Raw genomic sequence first — 26463 nt, forward strand, 5'->3', positions numbered from 1 at the left:
AGCACATGCCTGACTATTGTTTTTTTAAAAAGGGTCACCAGATTACCGTGCTGGAGAGAGACGACAGCGCGGGCGCGGCTCAACTGTCACAGCGCGGCTACGAAAAGCAGTCTGAAGAAGTGACCGCCCTTGATGAAAACCGCGCACTGGCGCGTTTTCATGATATTCGAAATGAAGAACAGCACCGGCAGAATGCTTCTGCCCGCGGCAAAGTGTTTGTCGTATTGACTCTGGGACTGCTTAGCGTGGTGGGCTGGCTCTTTTTTAAATAGGCAGACGCGCCCTCAGTCAGCGGGAAAATGGCCCTGGAGGACCATTAACTGTCGTGCCGCTGGCAGAACGCATCGATGTCGCCGTGCTGAAAATCGGGCAGATTCGCAAGCAGTTTCTCCAGCGGCCAGTTCCACCAGGCAATACGCTGAAGGCGGGCGGCAATCGATGGCGTAAACCTCACCCGCAAGGGTCTGGCTGGCACACCGCCAACCACGCTGTAGGGCGCAACGTTTTTTGTCACCACCGCGCCTGCGGCCAGCACGGCACCATCATCAATAGTGACGCCGGGCAGCACAATCACACCGTGGCCGATCCAGACATCATTTCCGATCACCACCCGATCGGCGCGACGGGCCGCAAAGAAGCCCTGATCGCGGCGGGCGTCGGGATGGTAATACTCCGGGCAGTAAGTAAAGCGATGCTGGGAAGCGCGATCCATCGGATGATTCGGTGCGCCGATCCGCACCTGATTTGCGATGGCGCAGAAGCGCCCCACCTGGGTGTCGGCCAGGCAGCAGTGTTCGCCGACATACGAGAAGTCACCCAGCTCGCTATATTCCAGCGAACTGTGTGCCAGGATCTCACACTGCTGACCCACGGTGGTCTCCCGCATCTTCACACTTTCATCAATCCAGGTGTGGGCTAAACGGGCGGGCATAACGGCGGCAATGGACATAAAATTCCCGGTCTGAATAAGCAGCGCCCCGGCGGCGTGCTTTGCCGCACCACCTTACCCGCCCCTGATGACAGAGAATTGACACAGAAAAAAGGCGGAGTGGTTAGCTCCGCCTTGTTTCAAGTTCCGGTTAACCTGCGTGACCGGTCAGTTGCATAAGGGCAACGATGATCTGCAAGATGACCCGGATAAGATCCAGAATCAGCTTAGTCAGTTCCATCACTTTCCTTCTCCTTTTACAGGAGCGCGCTGTTCGGCAACCAGGGCTTTGACTCTACCCGCCGGGCGCCTAAGCACATCTTTGTGGAGAGGGCTGAGCGGCACTCATGGTTAAAGCCACAGGCCAGCACCACCTGATGCCTGCCGGGATTTTAAAACCGTGCCCCTGGGAGCGGCCAGTCGACAATGAGGCGATGCTCAACACCCAACACCTGTATAAACATACAGCATTTTGGCGAAACTTGAAATCCTTAGCCGCACATTTTACAATCTGGTTTGTGGAGAGTGCTGAGCACCTCGTTCGCAGCGCGGTTACCAGCCGGGTAGCGAACAAAAAAATAAAGGATTTGGCGAGATGCCAAATCCTTTTTTTATGCCTGCTTGCTGCTTAAAAAAGCAGCACAGAACTTACTTCGCGGCGCTGATACGCCAGACCGTATTCCCTGCATCATCCGCAATCAGCACGCCGCCCTGTTTGTCGCTGGCCAGACCCACCGGCAAACCACGCACCTGCTTTTCATCATCCGTCAGGAAGCCCGAAACCACCGTCTGCGGCTGACCCACCGGCTTACCGTTTTCGAACTTCACCCACACCACTTTGTAGCCATTTAGCGGTGTCCGGTTCCAGCTGCCATGTTCACTGATAAACGCGCCGCCCCGATATTGCGGCATGTTATCGGCACCGTAGAACAGCAGGCCCAGCGGGGCAACATGCGAGCTCAGGGCATAATCGGGCTTGAGCGCCTTCTCTACCAGGTCGGGACGCTGCGGTTCGGCACGGGTATCGACATGCTGACCAAAGTAACTGTAGGGCCAGCCGTAAAAGCCTTTATCCTGCACCGAGGTCATGTAGTCAGGCACCAGATCGGAGCCAATTTCATCACGCTCATTGACCACAGCCCACAGCTTGCCGCTCTGCGGTTCCCACTGTAATCCGGTCGGGTTGCGCAGTCCGCTGGCGTAGATTCGGCTGGCACCGCTGGCCGCGTCCACTTCCAGTACCGCTGCACGGCGATACTCCGCGCCAATACCGTTCTCAGTGACGTTACTGTTAGAACCGACACCCACATAAAGCTTGCTGCCATCGGGGCTGGCTAACAGCGATTTCGTCCAGTGGTGGTTAATCGGTCCGCCGGGCAGTTCCGTCACCTCTTCTGGCGCAGTCCGGATTTCCGTGTCGCCTTCGCGATACGGGAACTTCACCAGGCTGTCAGCATTCGCCACATAGAGCGTATTGCCAATCAGTTGCATGCCAAACGGTGAATGCAGATTCTCAATAAAGCGATGCTGCTCCCATTTGCCATTGACATTACGCAGCAGCGTAATGCGGTTGCCACCTGCGCCACCTTTACCCGAGGCTTTTTGCACGAGACCCATAATCAGCTGTTTAGGCCGGGTGGTTGGTTTCGGTGGCCCATTAGATTCTGCCACCAGCACATCATTATTCGGCAGTACGTAGACCTGACGGGGGTGCTGCAGATTCTCAGCAATTTTTTCTATTTTCAGCCCGTCAGCCACTTTTGGCATCTCCCCGGCTTTCCAGGGCGTGCCTTCCGGCACCTGCATCGGCGGCATAAAGAAATTCTTCGCCTGCGGCAGTTCAGGATTCGCTCCGATCTGCTTTTGCGGATCGACCAGCGCACCCTCATCACAGCCAGCCAGCAAGGCGGTCAGGGTCAGCGCGAGCAGCGTTTTATGCGGTATGTTCATAGTGGCTCCTCCTTAAGCGCTACGCTGACGTAACGCAAGTTGCACATTCGCCAGCAGCAGCAGCGCTACCACCAGCGTCGAAAGCGTCACGCCCAGCGGGATCACAGCGGCGGCATCACGGCTGTGAATAAACGCATTGACGATAGCGATCACAATCGCCACCAGCCAGAGCCAGAAATGGCCTTTTTCCGCACTGTCACTGCCACGAAACAGATAAATCAGCGCGATGAGTCTTGGCACAATCGCCACGATCAGTCCCAGCGCAATCAGCCAGCTGGCGGCATCCGTCCAGAACTGCACAAAGGTCTGCATGTATAAGATGTCGAACAGCCAGGCCGCCACAAAAAAGCCCAGCGGCACAGGCTCCAGCAGAGCATACAGCGTCACGGCAAAGGCCGATCTTCCCAGGGTATTGCGCATGTTTCTCTCCATTTTTAACGTGAATGCGGATCGGGTCAGACGTCGCGCTGCTCAGAGCAACCGACCCCGCGCCTGTAAAAGATTAGTAAATCTGAAGAGAAACAGAGGGTTTATTCGAAGGGAATTGCAAATCAGGCGGATGACGTCCCTGTCATCGCCGGTCAGTCAGGGCTTATCAGCGGGTAACGTCACCCAGTATCCTGGCTGATAAGGCAGCGGCAGGAACTTCTCGTGGAACGTGCGGAAGGTGGCGTCCGGATCCACATCGGCAAACAGATCGGGATGCAGCCATTTCGCCAGTGCCTGAATAGCCACAAACTGATACGGGCTGTCGTAGAACTGATGCCAGATGGCGTGGACGTTGCCGTTGTGCGCGACCGGTAAGGTTTTAAAGGCATCACGCATCATCAGCGCTTTCAGACGCGACGTGGCGTCGGTGACATTGGCACCCGGACCGACACCGACCCATTTGCCCACGGTGTTGTAGTTCTTCCAGTTTGCGCCGGTTACCACCACCACATCCGGCTGGCTGGCGATGATCTGCTCAGGGTTAACGGTGCCGAAGGTGCCAGGAATCAGATCTTTGGCGATGTTGCGACCGCCCGCGATCTCCACCATCTGACCAAAATTCTCATTGCCGAACGACATGCAGCACTCGTCGCTGTAGCCGCCTGCGCGGTCAATCATCACTTTCGGCCGATAGCCGGTGAAGTTTTTCAGACGCGAGGTCACAAGGTCAATCTGCTGCTGGCGGAAGGTGATGATCTCCTGAGCCCGTGCCGGTTTGTTCACCAGTTCGCCCATGATGCGGATGCTTTTCTCCGCGTTCACCATCGGTGCTTCACGAAAATCGATAAACACCACCGGCACGCCTACCGCCTGCAGTTTTTCGATCAACTTGCCTTCATCAGTAGCGGCTTTGGATTCCAGATTCATCAGCACCAGATCGGGCTTCAGCGTTAATGCCTGCTCAACGTTGAACGTGCCATCTTTGGCGCCACCAAAGGTCGGTAATTTTTTGATTTCCGGGTAACGTTTCTCATAAGCCTGATACCCGTCCCAGTCGGCTTTGTGCAGGTCATCACGCCAGCCAATCACCCGTTTAAACGGCGCGTTGGTATCAAACGCCGCCAGAAGATAGATCTGACGGCCCTCACCCAGAATGATGCGTTTTGCCTCCTGCGGCACCTCGACCTGACGGCCTGCGACATCGGTAATCATTTTGGCCGAAGCCGTCCCTGCCAGCGTGAGCAGCCCCAGTGCTAAAAACCATTTTTTCATTGTAAAAGCCCGCACAAATGATAATGAGAATTATTAATGTAAAGCGGCGTTACTATTACCTAAAAGTGCTGTCAGGGGAAGTCCCGGGCACATGTTTTTTGTGGCGGCGGTTAACGGGCAGCGAGGAGGGTGAAACGTCAGCTTCCAGAGACAAAAAGCGCAGCGTGTCGCTGCTCACAAAACGGTCAGCTTTCGTGAATATGTTCACAACATCCTGGGCAGATGCACACATATTAGCCATCAATCGTATCGTTTTGGCTAATGCGTTAATGATTTGTGAACGCTAGATTGAAAATGAAACAGCGTTTTAATAATCAGTCAGGATAGCCTGCCACAGGAGCTTAATCGTGAAGATCAGCGCCATTGATGTCACCCTTTTCACCTATCCCACCCAGCGCTGTGCCGACAGCGCTGGCCACTCCCATCCCGGTCCGGAAAATGATGCGCAGATGGCGTTACTGACCCTGACCAGTGAGGATGGCGACTGCGGTTATGCCTTTGCGCCGCCGGAAGTGGTGCGCTCCCACGTGGTTAACGCCTTCTTCCGCAAGGTGCTGATCGGTCAGAACGCCTTTGACCGTGAGCGTCTGTGGCAGGACCTGGCACACTGGCAGCGCGGTAGCGCCCACCAGCTCACCGAACGGGCACTCTCCGCTGTGGAGCAGGCACTGTGGGATCTGATTGGGCGCAAACTGAAACAGCCGGTCCACAAGCTGCTGGGAGGCTATCGCGAGAAGATCCCGGCTTATGGCAGCACCATGTGTGGCGATGAGCTGAACGGCGGTTTATCGACGCCTGATGAATATGCACAGTTCGCGGAAAAGCTGGTGGCGCGCGGGTATCAGGCGATCAAGCTGCACACCTGGATGCCGCCGGTCTCCTTTGCGCCCAGCCCGGCGATGGATATCAAAGCCTGCGCGGCAGTGCGCGAAGCAGTGGGTCCCGATATCGCACTGATGCTGGATGGCTACCACTGGTACAGCCGCAGCGACGCGCTGACCATCGGCAAAGCGCTGGAAAAGCTTAACTTCGCCTGGTTCGAGGAGCCCATGGAGGAAGAGAGCATGGCCTCTTACGCCTGGCTCGCCGACAACCTCTCCATCGACGTGCTCGGCCCGGAGAGTCTGGGCGGCAAGCATCACAGCCGCGCAGACTGGGTCCGCGCGGGTGCCTGCGACATTCTGCGCGCCGGTGCCAACGGCGTGGGTGGCATTTCCGCCACCCTGAAAGTGGCCAGTCTGGCTGAAGCCTTTGGCATGGATTGTGAAGTGCACGGCAACGGCGCGGCCAGCCTGGCGGTGGTCGGGGCAATTCGTAACTGCCGCTGGTATGAGCGCGGCCTGCTGCATCCCTTCCTGGATTATGAGACGCCGCCCGCCTACCTCAACAGCCTGATTGATCCGATGGACGATCAGGGCTTTGTCACCCTGCCCACCCGCAGCGGCCTGGGTGAAGATATCAACTTCAGCTGGATTGAGACCCACACCCTGAACCGCTGGTAATGAAGTACAGCAAATAATAATAACGCCGTTACCGCGCTGCTCTGACAACGCGGTAAACGGGAAAACCTCTGACCTGCTGGACTTTACCTATGACCCTGACACAACGATGTGGCGCGTGGCTGATCACGCTGCTGGTGCTGACGGGCAGTGCGTCAATCCAGGCGAAGACCCCGGATGACCAGCTGATCATCGGCATGAACATGAACAACCTGCTCACCCTGGATCCGGCCGCCATGACCGGCAACGAGGTGGTCGGCATTGTCGTCAATCTCTATGACGGCCTGGTGGAGCTGAACCCGCAACAGCTCACCGAGGTGCGCCCGGCGCTGGCAGAACGCTGGTCAGTCAGCCCGGATAACCGCACCCTGACGTTTCATCTGCGCAACAACGTCAGGTTTCATTCCGGTCATCCCCTCACCAGCGCCGATGCGGTCTGGTCGATGCGACGGGTGCTGCATCTGAACCTGGCGCAGGCGTCGGTGTGGAAATCGTACGGCTTCAGCCGCGACAACGTTGACCAGATGATCACCGCCCCCGACGACCGCACGCTGGTGATCACCCTGCCGAAGCCAAACGATCCACAACTGGTGATTTACTCGCTGGCGGCACTGGGCAGCATGGTGGTACTGGACAGCAAAACCGTGCAGCAGCATGAGGTCGGGGGTGACTGGGGCAACCGCTGGCTCACGACCCATGAAGCGGGCTCCGGCCCGTTCCGGCTGGATGTCTGGCAGGCAAAAGATGTGCTCCGGATGAGCCGCGCGGCAGACTACTGGCGCGGCGAAGCAAAAATGTCACGGGTCGTGTTCCGTCACCTGCAGGAGTCGCAGACCCTGCGGCTGATGATGGAAAAAGGCGATCTGGATATCGCCAGCAACATGGCAATCCCGGACGTGCGCGCCCTGCGTCACGATCCCGACCTCACCATCGACGCCGTCAGAAAAGGAACACTCTACTACCTGGCAATGAGCATGAAAGATCCGCACTTCGGGAATATCAAAGTGCGTGAGGCGATCCGCTATCTGGTCGATTATCAGGGCATCAATAAGAGCCTGATGACCGGCTACGGCGAACTCCATCAGCGCCCGATTCAGGCCGGGATGCCCGCCACGCTGCCCGACCCCGGTTACCGGCTTGATGTGCCGCGTGCCCGGGCATTGCTGGCTGAAGCGGGTTATCCGGACGGCTTCGACACTACGCTGCGGGTGCTGGCCGATCAGCCGTTCCTGAATATCGCCATCGCGGTGCAGTCCACGCTGCTGCAGGGCGGGATTCGCGCAAAAATCATTACCGGCACCGGCAACCAGATTTATGGCGCAATGCGCGATCGACAGTTTAATCTGCTGGTCGGACGCGGCGGCAGCGGCGTGGAGCCGCATCCCCACTCCAGCCTGCGTTCGCTGGTCTACAACCCGAACAATGCGGATAGCGCCCGGCTGACTAACTTCCAGGGCTGGCGCACCGGTTTCTACGACGCACAGCTCAACAGCATGATCGATCAGGCATTGGTTGAACGCGACAAAACCCGTCAGCAGCAGGACTATTTCGCCATCCAGCAACGCTATGACCAGCTGGTGCCTGCGCTGATGCCCATTTCACAAATGCTCGACTCCGTGGTGGTCAGTAACCGGGTGCAGGCGTATCAGCCCCATCCCTCCGCGACCACCTTCCTGCGCGACGTCTGGAAAACCCCTGAAGCCCTGGCGGGAGGCACACAATGACCCTCACTCTGACCCGACATCAGTGCCGCCGCATCAGCCATCGCGCGGTGCAGGTGCTGATTACCCTGCTCGGCCTGCTGCTGCTGACCTTTTTTATTGGCCGGGTAATGCCGCTGGATCCGGTGCTGGCGATTGTCGGCCCCGACGCCGACCACGCCACTTACCAGCAGGTCTACCACCAGCTCGGCTTTGATAAACCCTTGTGGGTACAGTTTGGCATCTACCTTAACGCGCTGTTGCATGGCGATCTCGGTCATGCGCTGCTCACCGGCCAGCCGGTAGTACAAGACATCCTGCGCGTCTTTCCCGCCACCGTAGAGCTGGCCACGCTGGCGATTGTGATTGGCGCGGGCCTCGGCGTGCCGCTGGGTGTGCTGGCGGCGGCGCGCCGTAACAGCGTCATCGACTATGTGGTGCGGATGCTCAGTCTGGCCGGTTACTCCACGCCAATTTTCTGGGTCGGCATGATGGGCCTGCTGCTGTTCTATGCCCATCTCGGCTGGGTCGGCGGCGCAGGACGGGTGGATTTCAGCCTGGATGGCATCGTGCCCCATCGCACCGGCTTTATGCTGATTGACGCTCTGCTGGCCGGCAACAGCCAGGTGTTCCGGAACGCGCTGAATCATCTGGTGCTGCCCGCCTCGCTGCTGGGTTTTCACTCTATGGCTTACATCAGCCGCATGACGCGCAGCTTTATGCTGGCGCAGCTGTCGCAGGAGTTCATTCTCACCGCACGCATCAAGGGCCTGACCGAATGGCAGGTGATCTGGCAGCACGCCTTCCGCAACATCCTGGTGCAGTTGCTGACCGTCGTGGCGCTGGCTTATGGCTCGCTGCTGGAGGGTGCGGTGCTGATCGAAACGGTCTTCTCCTGGCCCGGCTTTGGTTCCTACCTCACCGGCAGCCTGATGCTGGGCGATATGAATGCGGTGATGGGCTGTGTGCTGGTAGTGGGCCTGATTTTTGTGCTGCTTAACCTGATCTCCGACCTGCTCTATCAGGTGTTCGATCCGAGGACCAAAGTATGACGATCTCCTTTGACACTGCGTCTGTGAGTCAATCCCGCGAGCGTCTGGCACGCTGCCAGCGGTTTGCAGCCCGCTGCGGCTATTTCCTCTGGCGCATGGCCTGTAACCCCCTGACCGCCATTGGCGGCGGCATTGTGCTGCTGCTCTGCATTGTTGCTCTCTTTGCGCCCTGGATCGCGCCGTATCATCCGCTGATTCAGGATCTGAACAATGCGCTGACACCGCCCGGCGCGGCACACTGGTTCGGCACCGACGAGTTTGGCCGGGATATCTTCAGCCGTCTGGTCTGGGGCGCGCGCATCACGCTCTACATCGTACTGCTGGTGTCGGTCACCGTGGGGCCGCTCGGCCTGCTGCTGGGCGTCACCGCCGGTTACTTCGGCGGCAAAGTCGACGGCGTGCTGATGCGCGTTACCGACATCTTCATCTCCTTCCCGAGCCTGGTACTGGCGCTGGCGTTTGTTGCCGCGCTGGGACCGGGTCTGGAGCATGTGGTGATTGCCATTACGCTCACGGCGTGGCCGCCCATTGCCCGTCTTGCGCGCGCCGAAACGTTGTCGCTGCGACAGGCGGACTTTATCTCGGCGGTCCGTTTACAGGGTGCGTCGCCGCTGCGGGTGTTGTGGAAGCACATTATTCCGCTCTGCCTGCCGTCGGTGATTATCCGCATCACCATGAACATGGCGGGCATTATCCTCACCGCCGCCGGTCTGGGTTTTCTTGGGCTGGGCGCGCAGCCGCCCGATCCGGAATGGGGCGCGATGATCGCCAGCGGCCGCACCTACATGCTGGAGTGCTGGTGGGTGGTCACTGTACCTGGTCTGGCGATCCTGATTAACAGCCTGGCATTTAACTTCTTAGGAGATGGCCTACGTGACCTGCTCGATCCCCGCAGTGAGTAACGCCTCGCCGTTGCTCGACGTGCGCGATTTGCACGTGAACTTTGTTAACGGACGCCAGGCAACCCCGGCGGTGCGCGGCGTCTCCTTTCAGCTCGGTCAGGAGAAGCTGGCGATTGTCGGCGAGTCCGGCTCCGGTAAATCGACTGTGGGCCGCGCCCTGCTGCAGCTGCATCCGGCGAAGGCACGCATCGAGGCGAGCCGGATGCAGTTTGGCGATATCGACCTGCTGCACGCCAGCCCGGCGCAGATGCGCGCCATTCGTGGCAAACGCATCTCAATGATTATGCAGGACCCGAAATATTCGCTGAATCCGGTGATTCGGGTGGGCGAGCAGATTGCCGAGGCCTGGCGCAGTCATCATCGCGACCAGAAATCAGCGGCGCGTCAGCGGGCACTGGCGATGCTGGAGGAGGTGCAGATCCGCGATCCTGAACGGGTCTATCAGCTCTATCCTCATGAGATTTCCGGGGGTCAGGGGCAGCGTGTGATGATTGCCATGATGCTGATTACCGAACCGGAGCTGGTGATTGCCGATGAGCCGACCTCTGCGCTGGATGTCTCGGTGCGCCTGCAGGTGCTGGCACTGCTCGATGATCTGGTGAAAGCACGCGGGCTGGGGCTGATTTTTATCAGTCACGATATCAATCTGGTGCGCAGTTTCTGCGATCGGGTGCTGGTGATGTACGCCGGGCGCGTGGTGGAGTCGCTGGCCGCCAGTGAACTCGACCGCGCGCAGCATCCTTACACACAGGGGCTGCTGGCAGCACTGCCCGACCTGGATCGCCGCCGTACGCGCCTGCCAGTGCTACAACGACACGCAAGCTGGCTAACTGACTAAGGAGTGGTGATGATTAACGTGAAAAATCTCAACCTCAGCTTCGGTGATGAGGGTGCACGGAATCAGGTGCTGTTCGACGTGAATCTGCAGGTGAAACAGGGTGAAATCTTCGGGCTGGTCGGTGAATCAGGCTCAGGCAAAACGACGGTCCTGAAGTGCCTGGCGGGCCTGTTTACTCACTGGCAGGGAGAGCTGACGATTGATAATCAGCCGCTGACGCATCGAATCGAACGGGCGCGCTGTCGGCAGGTACAGATGGTGTTTCAGGACCCTTACGGCTCGCTGCATCCGCGTCACACGCTGGGTGATATCCTTGAAGAGCCGTTGCAGATTCAGGGCATCGGTCAGCGCCAGCAGCGGGTAGTGGCGATGCTGGATAAGGTCGGGCTGAACCGTGCCTGGCAGACGCGCTATCCCCATCAGCTTTCCGGGGGGCAGCGTCAGCGCGTGGCGATTGCAAGGGCGCTGATTTTAGAACCGCGCGTCCTGTTGCTGGATGAGCCGACCTCAGCACTGGATGTTTCAGTGCAGGCAGAAATCCTGAATCTGCTCAGCGATCTGCAGCAGCAGGAGAACCTGACCTATCTGATGGTGACGCACGATCTCGGGGTGGTGGCGCATCTTTGCCATCGCGTAGCAGTCATGCAACAGGGCAACGTGCTGGAGACGCTGGATGTGCCGACGCTGGTAGCCGATCGCGCTGCAATGCCCTATACGCGGATGCTGGTGGAAGCGAGTCGCCACAATCATGCGGTGCTGGCGCAGCAGAGCTGAATCGTCGCGGACGCTGAGAGAAGATAAAAAAAGGGCCGGTCAGACCGGCCCTGTCAAATCGGCGCGCTTAGTGAGTCAGCTGACGCACAAAGGCAACGATCTCCTGATTTTTGCCATGCTCAAACAGGCACTGCTGGAAGCGCGGGCCGCTGACGGCGGTGCGTACCAGTTCAGGATCGATGGCGCGCAGGGTGTCGAGATAGTTCTCTTTGATCACCGCAGCCTTGACCTGATTCAGCAGGCCGGCATTGCGCACCTGCGGCTCTTTACGCTCTGGTGGATAGCCATTGCCCTTCTCGCCCGTGAACGCTTTTTCAAAGATAAAGCGCAGGTTCAGCTCAGCACCCCAGCCAAACCCTTTGGCGAATGGCAGGGATAAGGCATTGCCGTTGTTGATTTGCGCGAACAGGTAAGCATCTGCCGGATCGATACAGTAGCCGCAGACCACACCCGGATGGATGTTAAGCGACATCAGCGCGCCCTGGCCGGTCCCACAGCCCGCGACCACGAAATCCACCGCCTGGCTGTTGAGCAGCACGCTGGCCTGGATGCCAAGATGAATGTAGGTCAGATGGTGATCCTGCTCATCGCTCATCCCGACGTTGAAGACCTGATGGCCCAGCGGCTGCGCGACGCCTTCCAGTTCTTTCAACACGGTAACGTTTTTAGCGGCCTGGCTGTTTTCCATCATTAACGCGATTTTCATGATCTACCCTTATAAAATAAATGAAACACCGTTTCATTTTAGAGAAAAACCACTAAAGTGCATGGACTAATTGACCCTGGTGCTGTGAGACCCATCACAAAACGGCCACTGCAGCGCCCACTACCGCGTGAGGATAGCGATGTTTATCTACCATAAAGAGCGACCACTGGAAGATTTGGGTAACGGCGTGACCCGCCGCGTACTGGCGTATGGCGGCACAATGATGGCGGTTGAGGTGTGTTTTAAAAAAGACGCCATCGGCCCACTGCATCACCATCCCCATGAGCAGCTGACCTATGTCCTGAGCGGACGCTTTGCCTTCACCATTGATGGTGAAACACGTGAAGTGGGTGCGGGCGATACACTTTATAAAGCGCCTGATGTGGTTCATGGCTGTGTCTGTCTTGAGGCGGGTGTGCTGCTGGATACCTTTACACCACAACGCGAAGATTTCCTGGCCATATAACAGCGCAGGCGGTCCACAGGGCCGCCCTGAATACCTGTGTTCAGGACTTTTTTCCCGTTGCCCGAATAGGGCTTAAAACCCGAAAAATTTTTCTGAAATCCCTTCTCAGGCTAACTAAATGATTAGCCAGCATTTACTCCGCACCCGCGCTACGCTTAGCTTCGGCTTAAAAATCAATCTGGCATATTTCTGTACAAAACAGCGATCGTTGTATAAGTTTAATAGCAATGACAGTGCGTTTTTTAACCCGAAACAGGACAGTAATATGCCAATGCAAAATACCCTTACGTTGCCGGTGACTCATACTCTTCCGGTCAAAAATGAATTCACCTCATCTTTTGCTGCATCAGAGCAGGACAAGCTTAATTTTCTGATTGAAGAGTTAATGGAAGCGGGCAAGGAAAAAAGCTGCATGGAACTGCTGCGTCACCTGGCTTCCGCTGACAGCACCGAAGAAGAAGCGTGCTGCCGTGAACTACTGACTTTGCTGATGGCAAAAAAATGAAACCTGTGGCTCAATGTTCAGCGCAGCTGCTCTCTGATAGTGTCATTCAAATCCCGGACTCCGCCTGAGCACACTTCCCCGTTCAGGCGTGTTACCTCTCCCGTATAGGCCGCCAGTTTTTTGCATCGCAGTGCTGCTCTCAGCTACGGATGCTGTTACGCACAGTAATTCCGGGCTTTACTCAGCTGCCACTTTAGTTCTGTTATTGCTTGTTTCTCTTCTCTTTTGTTAGCCTGAATTTCATGCTGGCGAGGCTCGTTTTGCGCACTCATTTATGACCCGGTTGTTAAAGGAGCGATATGGCCCTGACCTCATCCCCCGCCACGCTGCATCTGCTGTGCGGTAAAATTGCTTCCGGGAAATCGACGCTGGCAACCGAGCTGGGTACTGCGCCCGGTTGTGTCGTGATCAGCGAGGATCAGTGGCTGGCCGCGCTCTGGCAAAATGAGATGCAATCGGTAGCAGATTACGTGCGTGTTGCAGCAAAACTCAGACAGGCGATGACGCCTCATCTGGTAGCACTGCTTAATGCAGGTGTATCGATAGTGCTCGATTTTCCGGCAAACACCCGGGCGAATCGCGACTGGATGCGCTCGATTATTCAGGCATCCTCTGCCGACCATTGCCTGCATTATCTGGATGTGCCGGACGCGCTATGTAAAGCACGTCTGCATGCCCGCAATCAGGGCGGCGAACACGCTTTTGCCGCAACGGACGAGCAGTTCACGCTGATTACCCGCTATTTTGAACCGCCGCAGACGGAGGAAGGCTTTAACCTCGTGCGGCACGGTTAACGCCTTCTGTAACGTTAAGTGAGATCGAGTGCCGCGAGCACATCAGCAATCTGCTGGTTATCCGCACAGGAGAGCGGCAACAGCGGACGCGGCAGGCAGTCGCGTTCGGTCAATCCCAGCAGCCCTGCTGCGGCACTTATGACCCGGAAACTGCCGCCGTGCTGGCGAAACAGCGCCCACAACGGCTGCAGGCGATCGGACTGCGCCCTGAGGCTCTGATGATCGCCTGCGGCTGCCGCGTCAGTCATCGCTTTTGCAACGCGCGGAAACAGCCCGCCGCACACTGAATACCAGCCATCACAGCCTGCAATCAATGCATTAGCGGCAAAGGCATCGCCGCTGACGCCAATCGACACGGAATCAGGCAGTGTGCTGCGCAACTGAGCGAGGCGGTCATTCGCCGCAGATTGCTCCGCGGGTACACCCGGAATTTTTACTGAGCCAACACCTGGCAGTGCGGCGATCCGGCTCAGCAACGCATCAGAAAATGTAAAATGGGTAGTGCCCGGATTGTCATAAATGCAAATCGGTACCGAAGCGTGGCGTGTCACGCTCTCAAAAAGCCCAAACACCTCATCCTCTTTCAATGCCTGATAACCCAGTGGCGGCAGCAGTAAAGCAGATGCGCCTGCCTGCTGCGCGTCCTCCGCCAGCGTCAGCACCTCATCGGTGCTTACCGCGCCAATGCAAATCATCACCGGAATCGAATCTGCATGCTCAACCGCCAGTTCTGCGATTCGCCTGCGCTGTGCGCGGGTCATATAGGCATAGCTGCCGGTAGAACCCAGCACGCCAAGGGAATCGACTTTTGCTTCAGTCAGCCTGCGCACTAGTCGTAAAAAGGCCGCTTCATCGGGTTTGCCATCAGCAAAGGGAGTAAGTGGAAAGGCACTGAGTCCGCTAAACATATCGTCTGCTCCATCATGAGGTTGCACTGGCTGGCTGCAGCCATATTTCGTTACCGGCCGAAGCATCAGGTCGCCCCGCCCGCTATTTTTCGCTCACACCCTTTTTTACATCCAAAGGAAGATCGCGATGATTGCCGTCCTGTTTGAAGCCGAAGCCCGACCTGAACACCAGATGCGTTACCTTCAACTGGATACCCAGGGCTGGATCACGCCGGAGGGCAGCACGGTCACCCTTTACGGCCAGCAGCAGTTTGCGGCGTTGCGGATTGATCTGTCTCAGCCCGGACGCCGCAAAGCGTGCTGTGGCTGCCTCGACTGGAGTGAACGCCGGTTCCATCTCGGCGGCTATGCAGGTGCCGCGCTGCTGACCGCCTTTAACGCGCAGGGCTGGCTCACCCGCCAGCCAGGCTACCGTGAAGTCGCGTTTTCCGAAGCGGGAATCCGGCATTTACGTCAGGTCTTCGCCATCACCGTCGCTGATTGAGCACACCTGAATGTTGTTCCCTTCTGCCGTCAGGGTCTGCATGAGCAGTTTCAGACAGGCCAGAATCCCCCGGCAGCGCGTAACACGCTTATGAATTCTGTCACATTTCCGTAAACCCGTCTCAGACCCAATAACAGCCGCAAAAAAACCACTGATCGATATAAGCAAATGAATTAAAACACGTTTAAATGATAACATCTGGCAATCATGCGAAGCACACATCAATCAATGCCCTTTTTGCACTTATTTAGCGCGGGGCGCTGATCCACTCTCCAGTAACAAACGCTTCAAAAAGCGTCAAACCTTACTGGAGTTACTGATGCAGACAACCTTACCCATGACCCACCGCGCCAGGATTGGCGCCATATTTCGTGTTACCTCAGGCAATTTCCTCGAACAGTTCGATTTCTTTCTGTTCGGTTTTTATGCCACGTATATCGCCCATGCTTTCTTTCCGGCCAGCAGTGAGTTCGCCTCACTGATGATGACCTTTGCCGTGTTTGGCGCAGGGTTCCTGATGCGCCCTATCGGCGCAGTCGTGCTGGGGGCGTACATCGATAAGGTCGGCCGTCGTAAGGGGCTGATCGTCACGCTCTCCATCATGGCGGCGGGCACCTTTATGATCGTGCTAATCCCCTCCTACCAGAGCATTGGCCTGTGGGCGCCAATGCTGGTGCTGATCGGTCGGTTATTACAGGGCTTCTCCGCCGGTGCAGAACTGGGCGGTGTATCGGTCTATCTGGCGGAGATCGCCACACCAGGCCGTAAGGGCTTCTACACCAGCTGGCAGTCAGGCAGTCAGCAGGTGGCGATTATGGTCGCGGCGGCGATGGGCTTTATCCTCAACGCGGTGCTGGAAGAGAACGCTATCCGTGAATGGGGCTGGCGTATTCCATTTCTGGCTGGCTGCCTGATTGTGCCCTTTATCTTCGTGCTGCGTCGCAAGCTGGAAGAGACCCAGGAATTCAACAAACGTCGCAGCCATCCTGATGTGAAGCAGGTGTTCCGTATCCTGCTGAGTAACTGGCAGGTGGTGATAGCCGGGATGCTGATGGTGGCGATGACCACAACAGCGTTTTACCTGATTACGGTTTATGCCCCGACCTTTGGCAAGAAAGTGCTGCTGCTGAGTGCCTCTGACAGCCTGCTGGTGACCTTGCTGGTGGCAGTGTCTAACTTTGTCTGGCTGCCGATTGGCGGCGCAATCTCCGACCGCTTTGGCCGTAAACCTGTACTGGTCGCCATGACACTGCTGGCGATTGTCACCACCTACCCGGCCCTGAGCATGCTGGCGGCGGCCCCGGGCTTCCCGATGATGCTGGGCGTGCTGCTGTGGCTGTCGATGATTTACGGTCTTTATAACGGCGCGATGATCCCGGCGCTGACCGAAATCATGCCTGCGGAAGTCCGTGTGGCGGGCTTCTCGCTGGCATACAGCCTGGCAACCGCGCTGTTTGGCGGCTTTACCCCGGTGATGTCAACCGGCCTGATTGAGATGACCGGTGATAAAGCGTCACCCGGCTACTGGATGAGTTTTGCGGCAGTCTGCGCCCTGGGGGCGACACTTTATCTCTATCGACGTACCCGCAGTGCCGTCGCGCCAGCCCATGAAACCGTAAGCTAAGGAACTGAAGATGAAACTGAAAACGATGTCGCTGTACGCCGCCCTGCTGTTCAGCGTGGCGGGCAGCGCCACGGCACAGGAAAAGGAACTGACGGTGATGATCTCCGGCGGGTTTAAAACAGCGTGGGATACGCTATCGCCACAATTCGCAAAACAGGAAGGGATCACCATCAACACCGTGGCTGGCCCCTCAATGGGCAAGACGCCGCAGGCGATTCCGGCGCGACTGGCGCGCGGTGAGCCGGCCGATGTGGTGATTATGGTTGGCGATGCGTTAAGCGATCTGCAAAAAAAGGGCGAGACGCGGCCGGGTTCACGGGTTGAGCTGGCAGACTCCCGCATCGGCGCGGTCATTAAAAAAGGGGCCACGCCAGTTAACATCGGCAGTGAACGTGCGCTGCGTGCTGCCCTGCTGAACGCCTCTTCCATCGCCTACTCCGACAGCGCCAGCGGCCAATATGTCAGCCGCCAGCTGTTCAGCCGACTGGGCATTGAGGATCAGGTTAAGGCGAAGGCGGTGAAGGTTGAGCGCATCCCGGTGGCGTCAGAGGTCGCAGCCGGTAAATACACTATTGGCTTTCAACAGGTCAGCGAGCTGCTGCCGGTGTCAGGCGTAACCTTTATTGGCGAACTGCCGGACAACCTGCAATACACCACTCGTTTTGCCGGTGCCGTGGTAAGCAAATCCGCGCAGCCGGATGAGGCAGCGAAGCTGCTGCACTGGCTCGCCTCGCCGGAGGCTCAGCAGGCGGTCCACGCCAGCGGACTGCACACCGTAAAAGCGTCAGAACCGGTCAAAGTCGCTGATACTGTTCAATAATCAGGTTCTCCAGGTCGCTGGCAATGTGCGACAACGTGCGGCCATTTTTACGCAACAGGCCCACGGTGCGTTTTACTTCCGGGTCAGTTAATGGCACCGCCATCAGCATGGCGTGATCGTAGCCCGGCATCGCCATGGCGGGGACGGCAGCGATGCCAAGCCCCGCCTCAACCATCCCCAGCATGGTAGTCACGTGCCGGGTTTCACAGATACAGGGTTTCTCCGGTATAACCGCCTGCAACGCCAGATCCAGCAGGTTGCGATTGCCGGAGGTTTTATCCAGCCCTACCCACTCATACTGATAAAACGCCTGCCAGCTCAGACTCTTTTTTGCGGCGACAGGATGGTCACGCCGACAGGCCGCCACGTAGGGGTCATCCATCAGCGGCTGAAAAAGCACATCCGGCTGAGAGCGGCTGGAAAAACTAATGCCGAAGTCGGCCTGCCCGCCAATCACCGCGTCATAGACGTTGGCCGCACTGCTGTCGATCATTTTGACCCGCACCTTTGGATAGCGCGCCTGAAACAGCCGGATGATATTGGGCATAAAATAGTAGGCGGCTGACGGCACGCAGGCCACAGTGATCAGGCCGGTGCGGGCTAAGCTCACCTCACTGAGATCGGCCATGACCTCTTCAAAATCGGCCAGCAGCTTTTCCGATCGCTGCGCAAACGCATGCCCTTTCAGCGTCAGCGTGACGCGGCGCGTGGTCCGCTCAAACAGTTTAATCCCCAGCGTGGTTTCGAGCTTATCAATGCGGCGGCTTAGTGCCGACTGAGAGAGGCAGATCGATTCCGCCGCCAGGCGAAAATTACCAAACTCCACCAGCGCGCGAAACGCGTAAAGATCGTTGAGATCGACATTAACCGGCATGGTTACTTCTTCCCTTAAATCGCATCAGACCCCTGGTCATTATTTTCATCGCCTTCCGTCTGACTAAAATCGGTCACAAATCTGCCGAGCAGTTGCTCCAGCGTTTCGCGATCAATCTCCGGCCAGTGCTGGAAAACACGCTGATAAACCTGCACGCGTTGGGCATCGATTTTATCGGTCATCGCCCTGCCATCCGGGGTGATTACCGCCTCGTTAATCCTTTTGTCCTGGCGATTTTTTTGCCGCATGACCAGCCCGGTTTCCTCTAACTTCGCCACCTGACGGCTGACCGTACTGTAATCACGCCCCACCCGATCGGCCAGTTCGCCTACGCCGATCGGGCCGAACCGGCTGACCTGTACCAGCAGCGGAAACAGCGCCCGATCCAGATCAATACCTGCCGCTTTAATCATCGCCATATCGCGCTGGGGCCGGTTAAGCGCGCCTGCAATCATCAACAAACAATCATGCAGCGCATCGTATTTATGTGTATTTTGCACACTTTTCATTGACGCCATCCTGCGGCAGGAATAATGTGTGTACTTTACACTTAATTACTTATTATTAGAAGGACAACACCCTATGAAAGCAGCCATCATTAATCAGGCCGGTCAGAAACCACACTATGGTGATTTACCCACTCCTCAGCCCGCTGAAAACCAACGGCTGGTTCACGTGAAAGCCGCCGCCATGAGCCAGCTGGTCAAAGCACGGGCCTCAGGTACGCATTACAGTGCCGCTGCGCTCTATCCCGTGGTGCCGGGCATTGACGGTACGGGTTACCTCGAAAACGGCGATCCGGTTTACTTTCTGACCTTTGGTACCGCGTCAGGCAGCATGGCGGAAAGCGTGGTGGTCAATGCCCGCTGCGTTATTCCGCTTCCTGCGTCGCTTGATCCCGTGGTCGCCGCCGCGCTTGCCAATCCGGGCATGTCTTCATGGGCCGCACTCACCCGCCGGGCTGAACTGCGCAAAGGCGAAACCGTGTTGATCAACGGCGCAACCGGCACCTCCGGCCGTCTGGCGATTCGCATCGCCCGCAGTCTCGGCGCAGGCAAAATTATTGCGACCGGCCGGAACCCAGAGATCCTGCAGCAACTGCTTAATGAGGGCGCAGACAGCGTCATGACACTTGACGCTCTGCCCGCTGAACTCCCTGCCCTGATGGCAGACGGCATTGATGTGGTGCTGGATTATCTCTGGGGAGAGAGCGCGCTGGCGATCATGGAAGCGGCGGTGCGGGGCGGTGACCACGTCGTCCGCTTCGTTCAGATTGGCTCACTCAGCGCACAGGAGATCCCTCTGCACAGTCATTTGCTGCGTGCATCCGGGTTGACACTGATGGGGAGTGGACTGGGCAGTGTATCCAACGCAGACCTGATTGGCTCGCTGGCTGAACTACTGCAGGCTGCCGGACAGCACGCCTTTTCGGTGCCTTTTAAACCACGTCCTCTTTCTGAGGTGGAGACAGCATGGGATGAAGATGACAGCCGCTGTCGGACGGTGTTTACGCTGTAGTCACCCGGCGCATGAACAGCGCGGGCCTGCCTGTCGGGCAGACCTGCCGCTAACCTCCGGACGGCATCGGATGCAGAAAACGGTCAGGATAATCAGGTGTGAGAGCATGCTGGCTACTGTAACGGCCAAACAGCTTATAGCGGTTTAACGCGATGCGGTCATAGGCAAAATTACTGATCGCGTCAGGGAAGTGGCGCAGCACCGCCAGCCCGCGCCAGGGTGCCGGCAGGTGCTGCATCACGCGGAACACCGCCTGCGCCCGCAGCCAGTGCTGGTTACCGGCAATATAAACAATGGTGCTGACGTTCTCTTCCGGCATACCCGCCCAGCGCAGCAGCGCTTTGCCCTGCTCGCTCTGCACCGAAGCAAAACGGACCTGCCGCGCCAGGTGGTGACGCAGCAGAAACTGAACCCAGCCGTTACACAGCTTACAGACGCCGTCATAAAGCACGGCGCTTTCACCGGTTTGCAGATACGGGGGCGACGACATCCTGCAACTCCTCACTCCTCTGATGATGAGCTGAAGTGTAGCGGATTCTGGTCAGTTGCTGTTGCAGCCAGTGAATAACAGCAGCGTGATCCTGGGCGCTGGCATCCACGTCATACACCGCTCCAAGGGCCATCGGCCTGGCCTGATGCGCCAGCTGACGCAGTTCCGGAAGATACTCTGCGCCCGGATGTCCCGGTAGCCGCTGCGACAGACGCGCCTGATAGCGCGCTACCGCCACCTCTGGCTCAATCTTCAGCCACAGCTCCAGCACCTCTTCGACGCCCGCCTGTTTCAGCCCCTGTTCAAGCAGCGTGCGCGGCTGAAAACCAAACCAGGCGTCTATCAGCCAGACCTGACTGGCCGGTGCCTGTTCGACGATGTTCCAGATCGCCTGATAGGCCGCGCAGCCCAGTTGCCGGTTACGCTGGCGATCGACCGGCGCAAAAGCGTCCATAAACGGCTCTTTCAGACTGTCGAGCGTCAGCACCGGCCAGCCAAAATGGTGTGACAGCGCGCGCGTCAGGGTGCTCTTTCCCGATGCCGGAATACCGTTAACCAGCACCACGCGTTTGGGGGGGATGTTTTGCGTCATAAGATATCGATGACCTCCGCGACACTGCTGGCCTGACGTAACCGGACCAGCGTCTCCTCGTCCTCCAGCAGCGACACAATTGCGCGGATCCCCTCTTCGATATGCGCATTGCTGTCACGCGCGCCAAACATAATCACAATGTCCGCTTTATCACTGCCCTCGAACGAGATCGGCTCATTCAGCAGAATCATGCTGAAACAATCGCGGATCACCCCCGCTTCCGGTCGCGCATGGGGGATAGCAATGCCCTCCTCAAACACATAATACGCCCCATGAGCCAGGGTGTTGGCGATCACCGCATCGGGATAAGAGGCAGCGAGATAGCCGCCGCTAACCAGCGGTTCGGCGGCCAGCGCGATAACCTGACGCCAGTCCGTGGCGTCGATGCCAATCTGAATGGCGTTGGCCTCTTGCAATAACTGCTTAATCGTCATCAGCTCTCCTTAAATCGACTGGCGAACCACATTGCGTAATTCATCGATTTTGACAAACAGCGCATCAATTTCATTGCGGTAGCGACGGCTTTTCGCAAATAAACTTAATGCCCGATTATATTCCAGCATTAATTGTTTTTGCGTTTCGCCATCACGCGGATTAATAGCCAGCTGCTGCTCCAGTTGCGTTATTTTCTCGCGACTTAATTCCGCCAGATGATCCTGCTGCTGCTCGCTGGGTTGTTCCACAGCCGGAGACTTTTTTAAGAATCCAAACATAGGCTCTCCTGCCCCTGTCATGTCGGGGTAGCTAAGATTAATAGTGATGATAAAAACGGTTAATGCAATAAACCGGTGATGGCGGCGCGGGCAATTACCGGAATAATTGCATTTTCTCTACCAGCACATTCGTCACCGCATCATTAGCTGGCACCAGGAAATTACGCACGCTGTCATTCACTTTACCTTTCTCAAAGGTCGATTTGCACTGCGCCACCCACTGCACATTCATTTCGGTGCCGACATTGACCTTCTCAATCCCGCTGCTCACTGCCAGCCGCATATCTTCATCGCTGACGCCGGTGCCGCCGTGCAGCACCAGTGGCGTGTGGGTTGCCGCCGTAATATCCGCCAGACGCTGATGCTGAATATGCGCCTTACCCGTATAAAGCCCATGTACGGTGCCAATCGAGATCGCCAGCATATCGACGCCGGTCTCTTCAACGAAACGGCGTGCATCTTCCACCGGCGTAAACGCGATTGCCTCCATCTCCACACATTTACCATCTTCCGAACCACCAATGGCACCCAGTTCTGCTTCTACCGAGACATTATGCGGACGCGCCATATCAATCACCCGGCGGGTATTAGCAATATTTTCTTCAATCGACAGATGTGACCCGTCATACATCACGGAACTGAATCCGGCATCTATCGCCGTCTGAATCGCGGCTAAATCAGAACAGTGATCGAGATGCAGACAGGTCGGAACATTCATACTCTCTGACAGCGATTTAATCGCATCGACCAGCAGCTTATGGCCGAGATATTTTGCCGTGCCGGTAGAGATCTGAATCATTAAGGGACTATTAGTCTTCTCTGCTGCTTTAAAATAGGCGGGCAGCATTTCCAGGCAGTGAAGATTAAAAGAACCCACCGCTTTAAAGTCACGCTGTTTAGCCAGCTTTAACAGATCGGCGAAGTTATAAAGTTTCATGGATTTTTTCCTCTTGAGGTTTGGTGGATTTGCCATTAACAAACCAGGCAAGTGCGGTAACAAAGGCAATAAACAGGGCGACAAACAGCCAGTTATTCTGGAAGGCGTGGCCGAGCACCAGGCCGGTACTGATGACGTCTGAGTCACTGAAGGTCACACCGGTGAAGCCATAGCTCTCCAGCATCGGCACCAGAATGGCGGGCAGAATGGTGATAAAGAGTCCGTGGACGAAGCCGCCGATCATCGCGCCGCGCCGTCCGCCCATGGCATTACCAAATACGCCGGCGGTGCCACCGGCGAAGAAGTTGGTCAACAGGCCAGGCAGGATCATCGCCAGTCCAAACATCGGGAAGACCAGCATGCCGACGATGGAGCCCAGCGTGGTGGCGAGGAAGCCCACGATCACCGCGTTCGGGGCGTAAGGAAACATCACGGGGCAGTCCAGCGCTGGTTTGGCATCCGGTACCACACGCATGGCGATACCCCGGAAAGCAGGCACCAGCTCGTTGAGCAGCAGACGGACACCGCTGTAGAGCACGAAGACCCCGGCGACGAACTGAATCGACTGCATAAAGGCGTACATCAGGTAGTTCATGCCATTGCTGTACTGGGCAATGAACGCCGGACCGGCCGCCACAGCGGGGATCAGGTACATGGGCACCATCACCAGCGCCATCGACAGATAGGTATCCTGCAGAAACTTGAAGTTATCGGGCAGTTTCAGATCTTCGGTAGAGCGCGATCCTTTGCCGACCACTTTGGCAACCGCCGCCGTGACCAGATAGCCGATAGTGCAGAAATGACCTAACGCCACGTCGTCCGAGTCAGTAATCCGCCTTACCACCGGCTGCGCCAGCGCCGGCATTACCACCGCCATGATCCCGCCAAAGATACCGCCGGTCAGGATCAGCGGCAGGCCGGTCAGCCCCGCTTTGTAACCGATCACCGCGCCAATCGTCGCCATCCACAGCAGGGCCTGGCCGGTCAGGAAGATGTACTTAAACGGTGTCAGTCGCGCGATGATGATATTGACGATAAAGATCACCAGCAGCGTCAGCGCCACCTCCGAGCCTAGCTCGCGGTTAGCCAGGCCGGCAATGGCGGCCACATCGGTGATATAGCCGCGCATACCAAAGCCGTGGGTAAAAATGGTATTGAGGAACGTCAGGGTGCCCACAATAATATTGATACCCGCCATCATAATTAAAAAGCCGAGCAGGGTTTTGAAGGTGCCTTCCACCACCTTGCCTGCCGATTTTTTTTGCAGCAGCAGACCAATCAGGGCAATAAAGGCAATCAGAATCGACGCCTGCCCCAGCAGATCTTTGACCAGGAAGTCGATCACACTATTCATGGGCGGCGACCTTCTCGTTGCGTTCTTTTAAAAAGGCCAGAATCTTCTGCTCTATTTCCGCTTTATCGGTGAGCCGGTTAAGAATAATGACCCGTTTAATCTGTTCCGGACTGGCGTCGGCGTTTAATACGTCGGCAAAGGCTTTTTGTGTCAGGATCATATCTGACTTAAATGCATTCGCTTCTGAAATGGTGGTGTGATCGATATCGGCCTCAATTTCCAGTTTTTTTAATACCGCTTTTGCGCTCATCTCAATCGCAAAACTGGAGCCTAATCCACAACCACAGACACATAATATTTTCAGCATGGTTTTTTCCTCACACTATATTGAGTTGTTTAGCGAGTTTGTAATGGTGCCCGTCAATATCGACCAGGCGTTTTTGCATGCTTATTAAATCAATCGGGATCGGTTTATTGCTGCCATTAATAATGACGGCTTTATTCCGCATGCCTGACTGAATACAACGCACCACTTCACTGGCCATAATGGTGCCCTGATAAATTTCTTCGCAGGTAGGGTCACCATTTCGCAACCCGTAACCGAGAATGGTTTTACGGATGCGTACGCCAATAAGCGGCTCAAGCTGTTTGATTAAGGTGTCGATCGCCCCCTGAAAGCCGGGCGAATATTCACGGGTGTAACCTTCAGAACAGAGGATGACCACGCTGTTCTGCTCTGCCAGTCGCCCGGTAATGCGCTGCGCCAGTTGTGGCAGCGGGATCTGGCACTCCGGGATTAACGCAATGTCCGCGTTGGATTTAATCGCCGACTGCAGCGTTAATTCACCGCAATAGCCGCCGAGTAGTTCCAGCATAAAAACCCGGCCGGGTAAGGCGCGGCCGGTATTGCGCAGTTTCGCGACCTCTTTTAATACCTGCTCGCAGGCGGTGGAAAAACCCAGCGTGTAATCACTGCCAAATACATCGTTATCGATGGTCATGCCGACACCGAAACAATTAACCCCAGACTCCGACAGAATGTGGAGAAATTGCAGCGAACCGTCACCACCCGCCATGATTAATACGTCAATGCGGGCGCTTTTCAGCTGGCGCGCAATTAACTCATATTCGCTGCGAACCAGTTTCTTTTGCGTGCGACCCGATTGCATAACGGGAATCGGGGCGATCGAAAAGTCGAGCAGATCGCGCTGGCTGATATCACGATGGTTATTTTCCAGCAGGCCGGGAATGCCGCCGTCAAATATCACCATCTCAGCCTGCGCCAGACGCCCTATCTGGAAGACAAAATTATTAATGCCGGTGACATCCCCGCCACTGATTACCATTCCAATGCGCATTTCCCTCACCCCACTGACTTACTCTGCTGAGGAACATTCTTCCGGTTCGTGGGGTTGCTATTTGCAGAGGGGATCACAGTTATGCACGGTATTTTTTAGGCGGGTATGTTGACAGCGGCAGTTCATCAGCACTATTTGTGAATCAGGTCACATTATTAGCGAACGTAACGTTCACAGCGAAATGATATAAATCAGCAGGTTAGTTAAACAGGCATCAAAATTCGATTTCGCCAAACGCGGGTGCCGATTTCGTTATTTCTTGCTGTTGCAAATTTGTGACTTTCGCCTCATTTTTACCGGATCGGGCCCGGATAAGACGTTAAAGAAATAGTTTTAAGCGGTGTGGCGGGATTATTTCAGGGCAAATCTGGCAGGCATATTTCAGGGGACGCAGGAGAGGTAAAAAATGAATCGGGGCGCAGCAGTGAGCCGCTACGCCCCGAAAAACTTACTTCGCGTAAGCTTCGGTAGACAGCGTCAGGGTGACGTCGTCGCTTACCGCTGGGACATATTTGTCCAGCTTGAAGTCAGAACGCTTGATGGTGCCGGTGGCATCAAAACCAATCGCCTGCTTCTTCACCATCGGATGCTCGCCCTGCTTGTTCAGCGTCGCGTGCAGCGTAACAGGCTTAGTGATGCCTTTCAGCGTCAGGTTGCCTTCAACGTCAAATTTGTTGTCGCCCTTCGCAACCACTTTGGTGCTGTGGAAGGTCGCCGTCGGGTATTTGGCCGTGTCGAAGTACTCCGCGCCTTTAAACTCTTTGGTCAGCGCGGCAACGTGGCTGTCGATTTTGCTGACTGGGAGGGTCACATCAACACGCGATGCTTCTGGATGATCTTTATCAAATACCAGCGTACCGGATGCATCAGGAATATCTGCGGTAGGGTTTGAGAAGCCAAAATGGTTCCAGGCAACAATTACCGACGTATGCTCAGGGTTCAGCTGGTAGTGCATCGCCTCAGCCTGCGATAACGGAGCGTAGAGGGTAGCAGCGGCTAACAGGGGCAGTGCGATACGTTTGAAGTTCTTCACGGT

Annotated in this window: 31 protein-coding genes; 14 read left to right on the plus strand and 17 right to left on the minus strand. The window is 56.5% G+C overall.

All coding sequences use genetic code 11. From position 1 onward, the window contains the following. Positions 1–5 precede the first annotated feature (5 nt). Entirely contained in the window at positions 6–272 is a 267-nt protein-coding gene (locus HZZ01_RS05080) for a hypothetical protein (RefSeq protein ID WP_179895773.1), read from the plus strand. A gap of 44 nt (positions 273–316) precedes the next feature. On the opposite strand, the gene HZZ01_RS05085 is transcribed toward HZZ01_RS05080, so the two are convergent. From HZZ01_RS05085 to HZZ01_RS05100, 4 genes are all read right to left on the minus strand, one after another. Then, complete coding sequence (locus HZZ01_RS05085) at positions 317–949, minus strand: DapH/DapD/GlmU-related protein (RefSeq protein ID WP_179895774.1); 633 nt, start codon at positions 947–949, stop codon at positions 317–319. 627 nt (positions 950–1576) lie between these two features. Continuing rightward, complete coding sequence (locus HZZ01_RS05090; protein ID WP_179895775.1) at positions 1577–2878, minus strand: sorbosone dehydrogenase family protein; 1302 nt, start codon at positions 2876–2878, stop codon at positions 1577–1579. 12 nt (positions 2879–2890) lie between these two features. Then, positions 2891–3298 (minus strand): DUF2231 domain-containing protein, encoded by a 408-nt coding sequence (locus HZZ01_RS05095; RefSeq protein ID WP_179895776.1) that lies wholly within the window; start codon positions 3296–3298, stop codon positions 2891–2893. A gap of 165 nt (positions 3299–3463) precedes the next feature. After that, positions 3464–4579, minus strand: coding sequence for an ABC transporter substrate-binding protein (locus tag HZZ01_RS05100; protein WP_179895777.1), 1116 nt, complete (start codon positions 4577–4579; stop codon positions 3464–3466). A gap of 347 nt (positions 4580–4926) precedes the next feature. Here HZZ01_RS05100 and HZZ01_RS05105 point away from each other — a divergent pair, with 347 nt between their 5' ends. From HZZ01_RS05105 to HZZ01_RS05130, 6 genes are all read left to right on the plus strand, one after another. After that, on the plus strand, positions 4927–6081 hold the full coding sequence (locus tag HZZ01_RS05105) for a mandelate racemase family protein (protein WP_179895778.1): 1155 nt from the start codon (positions 4927–4929) through the stop codon (positions 6079–6081). A gap of 194 nt (positions 6082–6275) precedes the next feature. Then, positions 6276–7802 (plus strand): ABC transporter substrate-binding protein, encoded by a 1527-nt coding sequence (locus tag HZZ01_RS05110; protein WP_370463439.1) that lies wholly within the window; start codon positions 6276–6278, stop codon positions 7800–7802. Further along, the gene (locus tag HZZ01_RS05115) at positions 7799–8830 is read left to right on the plus strand and encodes an ABC transporter permease (protein ID WP_179895780.1); all 1032 of its coding nucleotides are present in this window, start codon (positions 7799–7801) and stop codon (positions 8828–8830) included. The genes HZZ01_RS05110 and HZZ01_RS05115 overlap by 4 nt, the downstream gene beginning before the upstream one ends. Continuing rightward, entirely contained in the window at positions 8827–9732 is a 906-nt protein-coding gene (locus HZZ01_RS05120; protein ID WP_179895781.1) for an ABC transporter permease, read from the plus strand. Before HZZ01_RS05115 ends, HZZ01_RS05120 begins: the two co-directional genes overlap by 4 nt. Beyond that, positions 9704–10570 (plus strand): ABC transporter ATP-binding protein, encoded by an 867-nt coding sequence (locus HZZ01_RS05125; RefSeq protein ID WP_179895782.1) that lies wholly within the window; start codon positions 9704–9706, stop codon positions 10568–10570. The genes HZZ01_RS05120 and HZZ01_RS05125 overlap by 29 nt, the downstream gene beginning before the upstream one ends. A gap of 9 nt (positions 10571–10579) precedes the next feature. After that, positions 10580–11344, plus strand: a complete 765-nt coding sequence (locus HZZ01_RS05130; RefSeq protein WP_179895783.1) for an ABC transporter ATP-binding protein — start codon at positions 10580–10582, stop codon at positions 11342–11344. Between the two features lie 67 nt (positions 11345–11411). Here HZZ01_RS05130 and HZZ01_RS05135 read toward each other — a convergent pair whose 3' ends face one another. Continuing rightward, positions 11412–12050 carry an RpiB/LacA/LacB family sugar-phosphate isomerase gene (locus HZZ01_RS05135; RefSeq protein ID WP_003853539.1) on the minus strand — a complete coding sequence of 213 codons (639 nt, stop codon included), beginning with the start codon at positions 12048–12050 and terminating at the stop codon, positions 11412–11414. Between the two features lie 139 nt (positions 12051–12189). Here HZZ01_RS05135 and HZZ01_RS05140 point away from each other — a divergent pair, with 139 nt between their 5' ends. The 3 genes from HZZ01_RS05140 (at position 12190) to HZZ01_RS05150 (ending at position 13815) form a co-directional block, all read left to right on the plus strand. After that, on the plus strand, positions 12190–12516 hold the full coding sequence (locus HZZ01_RS05140; protein ID WP_179895784.1) for a cupin domain-containing protein: 327 nt from the start codon (positions 12190–12192) through the stop codon (positions 12514–12516). 265 nt (positions 12517–12781) lie between these two features. Beyond that, entirely contained in the window at positions 12782–13021 is a 240-nt protein-coding gene (locus HZZ01_RS05145) for a hypothetical protein (RefSeq protein WP_136199271.1), read from the plus strand. Positions 13022–13320: 299 nt separating this feature from the next. Further along, positions 13321–13815: an ATP-binding protein gene (locus tag HZZ01_RS05150; RefSeq protein ID WP_179895785.1), complete on the plus strand. Its 495-nt coding sequence runs from the start codon at positions 13321–13323 to the stop codon at positions 13813–13815. A 14-nt stretch (positions 13816–13829) separates the two neighbouring features. Here HZZ01_RS05150 and HZZ01_RS05155 read toward each other — a convergent pair whose 3' ends face one another. Beyond that, entirely contained in the window at positions 13830–14723 is an 894-nt protein-coding gene (locus HZZ01_RS05155; RefSeq protein ID WP_179895786.1) for a dihydrodipicolinate synthase family protein, read from the minus strand. A gap of 127 nt (positions 14724–14850) precedes the next feature. Between HZZ01_RS05155 and HZZ01_RS05160 the strand changes: the two genes are divergently transcribed. From HZZ01_RS05160 to HZZ01_RS05170, 3 genes are all read left to right on the plus strand, one after another. Further along, a complete protein-coding gene (locus HZZ01_RS05160; RefSeq protein WP_255434115.1) occupies positions 14851–15207 on the plus strand; it encodes a hypothetical protein in 357 nt (118 codons plus the stop codon). 319 nt (positions 15208–15526) lie between these two features. After that, positions 15527–16831, plus strand: coding sequence for an MFS transporter (locus tag HZZ01_RS05165; RefSeq protein ID WP_179895787.1), 1305 nt, complete (start codon positions 15527–15529; stop codon positions 16829–16831). A gap of 10 nt (positions 16832–16841) precedes the next feature. Further along, positions 16842–17651, plus strand: a complete 810-nt coding sequence (locus HZZ01_RS05170; protein ID WP_179895788.1) for a substrate-binding domain-containing protein — start codon at positions 16842–16844, stop codon at positions 17649–17651. Here the strand turns inward: HZZ01_RS05170 and HZZ01_RS05175 are convergent. Then, on the minus strand, positions 17626–18525 hold the full coding sequence (locus HZZ01_RS05175) for a LysR family transcriptional regulator (RefSeq protein ID WP_179895789.1): 900 nt from the start codon (positions 18523–18525) through the stop codon (positions 17626–17628). The two genes, HZZ01_RS05170 and HZZ01_RS05175, sit on opposite strands and share 26 nt — an antisense overlap. 14 nt (positions 18526–18539) lie before the next feature. Then, positions 18540–19034, minus strand: coding sequence for a MarR family winged helix-turn-helix transcriptional regulator (locus HZZ01_RS05180; protein WP_179895790.1), 495 nt, complete (start codon positions 19032–19034; stop codon positions 18540–18542). 73 nt (positions 19035–19107) lie between these two features. On the opposite strand from HZZ01_RS05180, the gene HZZ01_RS05185 reads away from it, so the two are divergent. Beyond that, a complete protein-coding gene (locus HZZ01_RS05185) occupies positions 19108–20043 on the plus strand; it encodes a zinc-binding dehydrogenase (RefSeq protein WP_179895791.1) in 936 nt (311 codons plus the stop codon). 49 nt (positions 20044–20092) lie between these two features. Here HZZ01_RS05185 and HZZ01_RS05190 read toward each other — a convergent pair whose 3' ends face one another. From HZZ01_RS05190 to HZZ01_RS05230, 9 genes are all read right to left on the minus strand, one after another. Beyond that, positions 20093–20533: a DUF393 domain-containing protein gene (locus HZZ01_RS05190; protein WP_179895792.1), complete on the minus strand. Its 441-nt coding sequence runs from the start codon at positions 20531–20533 to the stop codon at positions 20093–20095. Further along, a complete protein-coding gene (locus HZZ01_RS05195) occupies positions 20502–21125 on the minus strand; it encodes an AAA family ATPase (RefSeq protein WP_179895793.1) in 624 nt (207 codons plus the stop codon). The genes HZZ01_RS05190 and HZZ01_RS05195 overlap by 32 nt, the downstream gene beginning before the upstream one ends. Further along, positions 21122–21559: a PTS sugar transporter subunit IIA gene (locus tag HZZ01_RS05200; protein WP_090961123.1), complete on the minus strand. Its 438-nt coding sequence runs from the start codon at positions 21557–21559 to the stop codon at positions 21122–21124. Before HZZ01_RS05200 ends, HZZ01_RS05195 begins: the two co-directional genes overlap by 4 nt. 9 nt (positions 21560–21568) lie before the next feature. Then, on the minus strand, positions 21569–21838 hold the full coding sequence (locus tag HZZ01_RS05205; protein WP_010245053.1) for a hypothetical protein: 270 nt from the start codon (positions 21836–21838) through the stop codon (positions 21569–21571). Between the two features lie 94 nt (positions 21839–21932). Then, the gene (locus HZZ01_RS05210; protein ID WP_136198029.1) at positions 21933–22775 is read right to left on the minus strand and encodes a class II fructose-bisphosphate aldolase; all 843 of its coding nucleotides are present in this window, start codon (positions 22773–22775) and stop codon (positions 21933–21935) included. Continuing rightward, positions 22762–24129, minus strand: a complete 1368-nt coding sequence (locus HZZ01_RS05215; RefSeq protein WP_008925155.1) for a PTS sugar transporter subunit IIC — start codon at positions 24127–24129, stop codon at positions 22762–22764. The genes HZZ01_RS05210 and HZZ01_RS05215 overlap by 14 nt, the downstream gene beginning before the upstream one ends. Then, on the minus strand, positions 24122–24436 hold the full coding sequence (locus HZZ01_RS05220) for a PTS sugar transporter subunit IIB (RefSeq protein ID WP_090961135.1): 315 nt from the start codon (positions 24434–24436) through the stop codon (positions 24122–24124). Before HZZ01_RS05220 ends, HZZ01_RS05215 begins: the two co-directional genes overlap by 8 nt. Positions 24437–24446: 10 nt before the next feature. After that, a complete protein-coding gene (locus HZZ01_RS05225) occupies positions 24447–25427 on the minus strand; it encodes a 6-phosphofructokinase (protein ID WP_179895794.1) in 981 nt (326 codons plus the stop codon). Between the two features lie 448 nt (positions 25428–25875). Beyond that, positions 25876–26460, minus strand: coding sequence for a YceI family protein (locus tag HZZ01_RS05230; protein WP_179895795.1), 585 nt, complete (start codon positions 26458–26460; stop codon positions 25876–25878). Positions 26461–26463: the final 3 nt, after the last annotated feature.

The sequence above is a fragment of the Pantoea sp. WMus005 genome (genome assembly GCF_013415305.1).
Lineage (GTDB): Bacteria > Pseudomonadota > Gammaproteobacteria > Enterobacterales > Enterobacteriaceae > Pantoea > Pantoea rara.

What these genes read in the sequence shown, in the direction of transcription:
- HZZ01_RS05080 (WP_179895773.1), top strand. Translation starts at nt 6, where the DNA reads ATGCCTGACTATTGTTTTTTTAAAAAGGGTCACCAGATTACCGTGCTG.
- HZZ01_RS05085 (WP_179895774.1), bottom strand. Translation starts at nt 949, where the DNA reads ATGTCCATTGCCGCCGTTATGCCCGCCCGTTTAGCCCACACCTGGATT.
- HZZ01_RS05090 (WP_179895775.1), bottom strand. Translation starts at nt 2,878, where the DNA reads ATGAACATACCGCATAAAACGCTGCTCGCGCTGACCCTGACCGCCTTG.
- HZZ01_RS05095 (WP_179895776.1), bottom strand. Translation starts at nt 3,298, where the DNA reads ATGCGCAATACCCTGGGAAGATCGGCCTTTGCCGTGACGCTGTATGCT.
- HZZ01_RS05100 (WP_179895777.1), bottom strand. Translation starts at nt 4,579, where the DNA reads ATGAAAAAATGGTTTTTAGCACTGGGGCTGCTCACGCTGGCAGGGACG.
- HZZ01_RS05110 (WP_370463439.1), top strand. Translation starts at nt 6,276, where the DNA reads ATGAACATGAACAACCTGCTCACCCTGGATCCGGCCGCCATGACCGGC.
- HZZ01_RS05115 (WP_179895780.1), top strand. Translation starts at nt 7,799, where the DNA reads ATGACCCTCACTCTGACCCGACATCAGTGCCGCCGCATCAGCCATCGC.
- HZZ01_RS05120 (WP_179895781.1), top strand. Translation starts at nt 8,827, where the DNA reads ATGACGATCTCCTTTGACACTGCGTCTGTGAGTCAATCCCGCGAGCGT.
- HZZ01_RS05130 (WP_179895783.1), top strand. Translation starts at nt 10,580, where the DNA reads ATGATTAACGTGAAAAATCTCAACCTCAGCTTCGGTGATGAGGGTGCA.
- HZZ01_RS05135 (WP_003853539.1), bottom strand. Translation starts at nt 12,050, where the DNA reads ATGAAAATCGCGTTAATGATGGAAAACAGCCAGGCCGCTAAAAACGTT.
- HZZ01_RS05140 (WP_179895784.1), top strand. Translation starts at nt 12,190, where the DNA reads ATGTTTATCTACCATAAAGAGCGACCACTGGAAGATTTGGGTAACGGC.
- HZZ01_RS05145 (WP_136199271.1), top strand. Translation starts at nt 12,782, where the DNA reads ATGCCAATGCAAAATACCCTTACGTTGCCGGTGACTCATACTCTTCCG.
- HZZ01_RS05150 (WP_179895785.1), top strand. Translation starts at nt 13,321, where the DNA reads ATGGCCCTGACCTCATCCCCCGCCACGCTGCATCTGCTGTGCGGTAAA.
- HZZ01_RS05155 (WP_179895786.1), bottom strand. Translation starts at nt 14,723, where the DNA reads ATGTTTAGCGGACTCAGTGCCTTTCCACTTACTCCCTTTGCTGATGGC.
- HZZ01_RS05160 (WP_255434115.1), top strand. Translation starts at nt 14,851, where the DNA reads ATGATTGCCGTCCTGTTTGAAGCCGAAGCCCGACCTGAACACCAGATG.
- HZZ01_RS05165 (WP_179895787.1), top strand. Translation starts at nt 15,527, where the DNA reads ATGCAGACAACCTTACCCATGACCCACCGCGCCAGGATTGGCGCCATA.
- HZZ01_RS05170 (WP_179895788.1), top strand. Translation starts at nt 16,842, where the DNA reads ATGAAACTGAAAACGATGTCGCTGTACGCCGCCCTGCTGTTCAGCGTG.
- HZZ01_RS05175 (WP_179895789.1), bottom strand. Translation starts at nt 18,525, where the DNA reads ATGCCGGTTAATGTCGATCTCAACGATCTTTACGCGTTTCGCGCGCTG.
- HZZ01_RS05180 (WP_179895790.1), bottom strand. Translation starts at nt 19,034, where the DNA reads ATGAAAAGTGTGCAAAATACACATAAATACGATGCGCTGCATGATTGT.
- HZZ01_RS05185 (WP_179895791.1), top strand. Translation starts at nt 19,108, where the DNA reads ATGAAAGCAGCCATCATTAATCAGGCCGGTCAGAAACCACACTATGGT.
- HZZ01_RS05190 (WP_179895792.1), bottom strand. Translation starts at nt 20,533, where the DNA reads ATGTCGTCGCCCCCGTATCTGCAAACCGGTGAAAGCGCCGTGCTTTAT.
- HZZ01_RS05195 (WP_179895793.1), bottom strand. Translation starts at nt 21,125, where the DNA reads ATGACGCAAAACATCCCCCCCAAACGCGTGGTGCTGGTTAACGGTATT.
- HZZ01_RS05200 (WP_090961123.1), bottom strand. Translation starts at nt 21,559, where the DNA reads ATGACGATTAAGCAGTTATTGCAAGAGGCCAACGCCATTCAGATTGGC.
- HZZ01_RS05205 (WP_010245053.1), bottom strand. Translation starts at nt 21,838, where the DNA reads ATGTTTGGATTCTTAAAAAAGTCTCCGGCTGTGGAACAACCCAGCGAG.
- HZZ01_RS05210 (WP_136198029.1), bottom strand. Translation starts at nt 22,775, where the DNA reads ATGAAACTTTATAACTTCGCCGATCTGTTAAAGCTGGCTAAACAGCGT.
- HZZ01_RS05215 (WP_008925155.1), bottom strand. Translation starts at nt 24,129, where the DNA reads ATGAATAGTGTGATCGACTTCCTGGTCAAAGATCTGCTGGGGCAGGCG.
- HZZ01_RS05220 (WP_090961135.1), bottom strand. Translation starts at nt 24,436, where the DNA reads ATGCTGAAAATATTATGTGTCTGTGGTTGTGGATTAGGCTCCAGTTTT.
- HZZ01_RS05225 (WP_179895794.1), bottom strand. Translation starts at nt 25,427, where the DNA reads ATGCGCATTGGAATGGTAATCAGTGGCGGGGATGTCACCGGCATTAAT.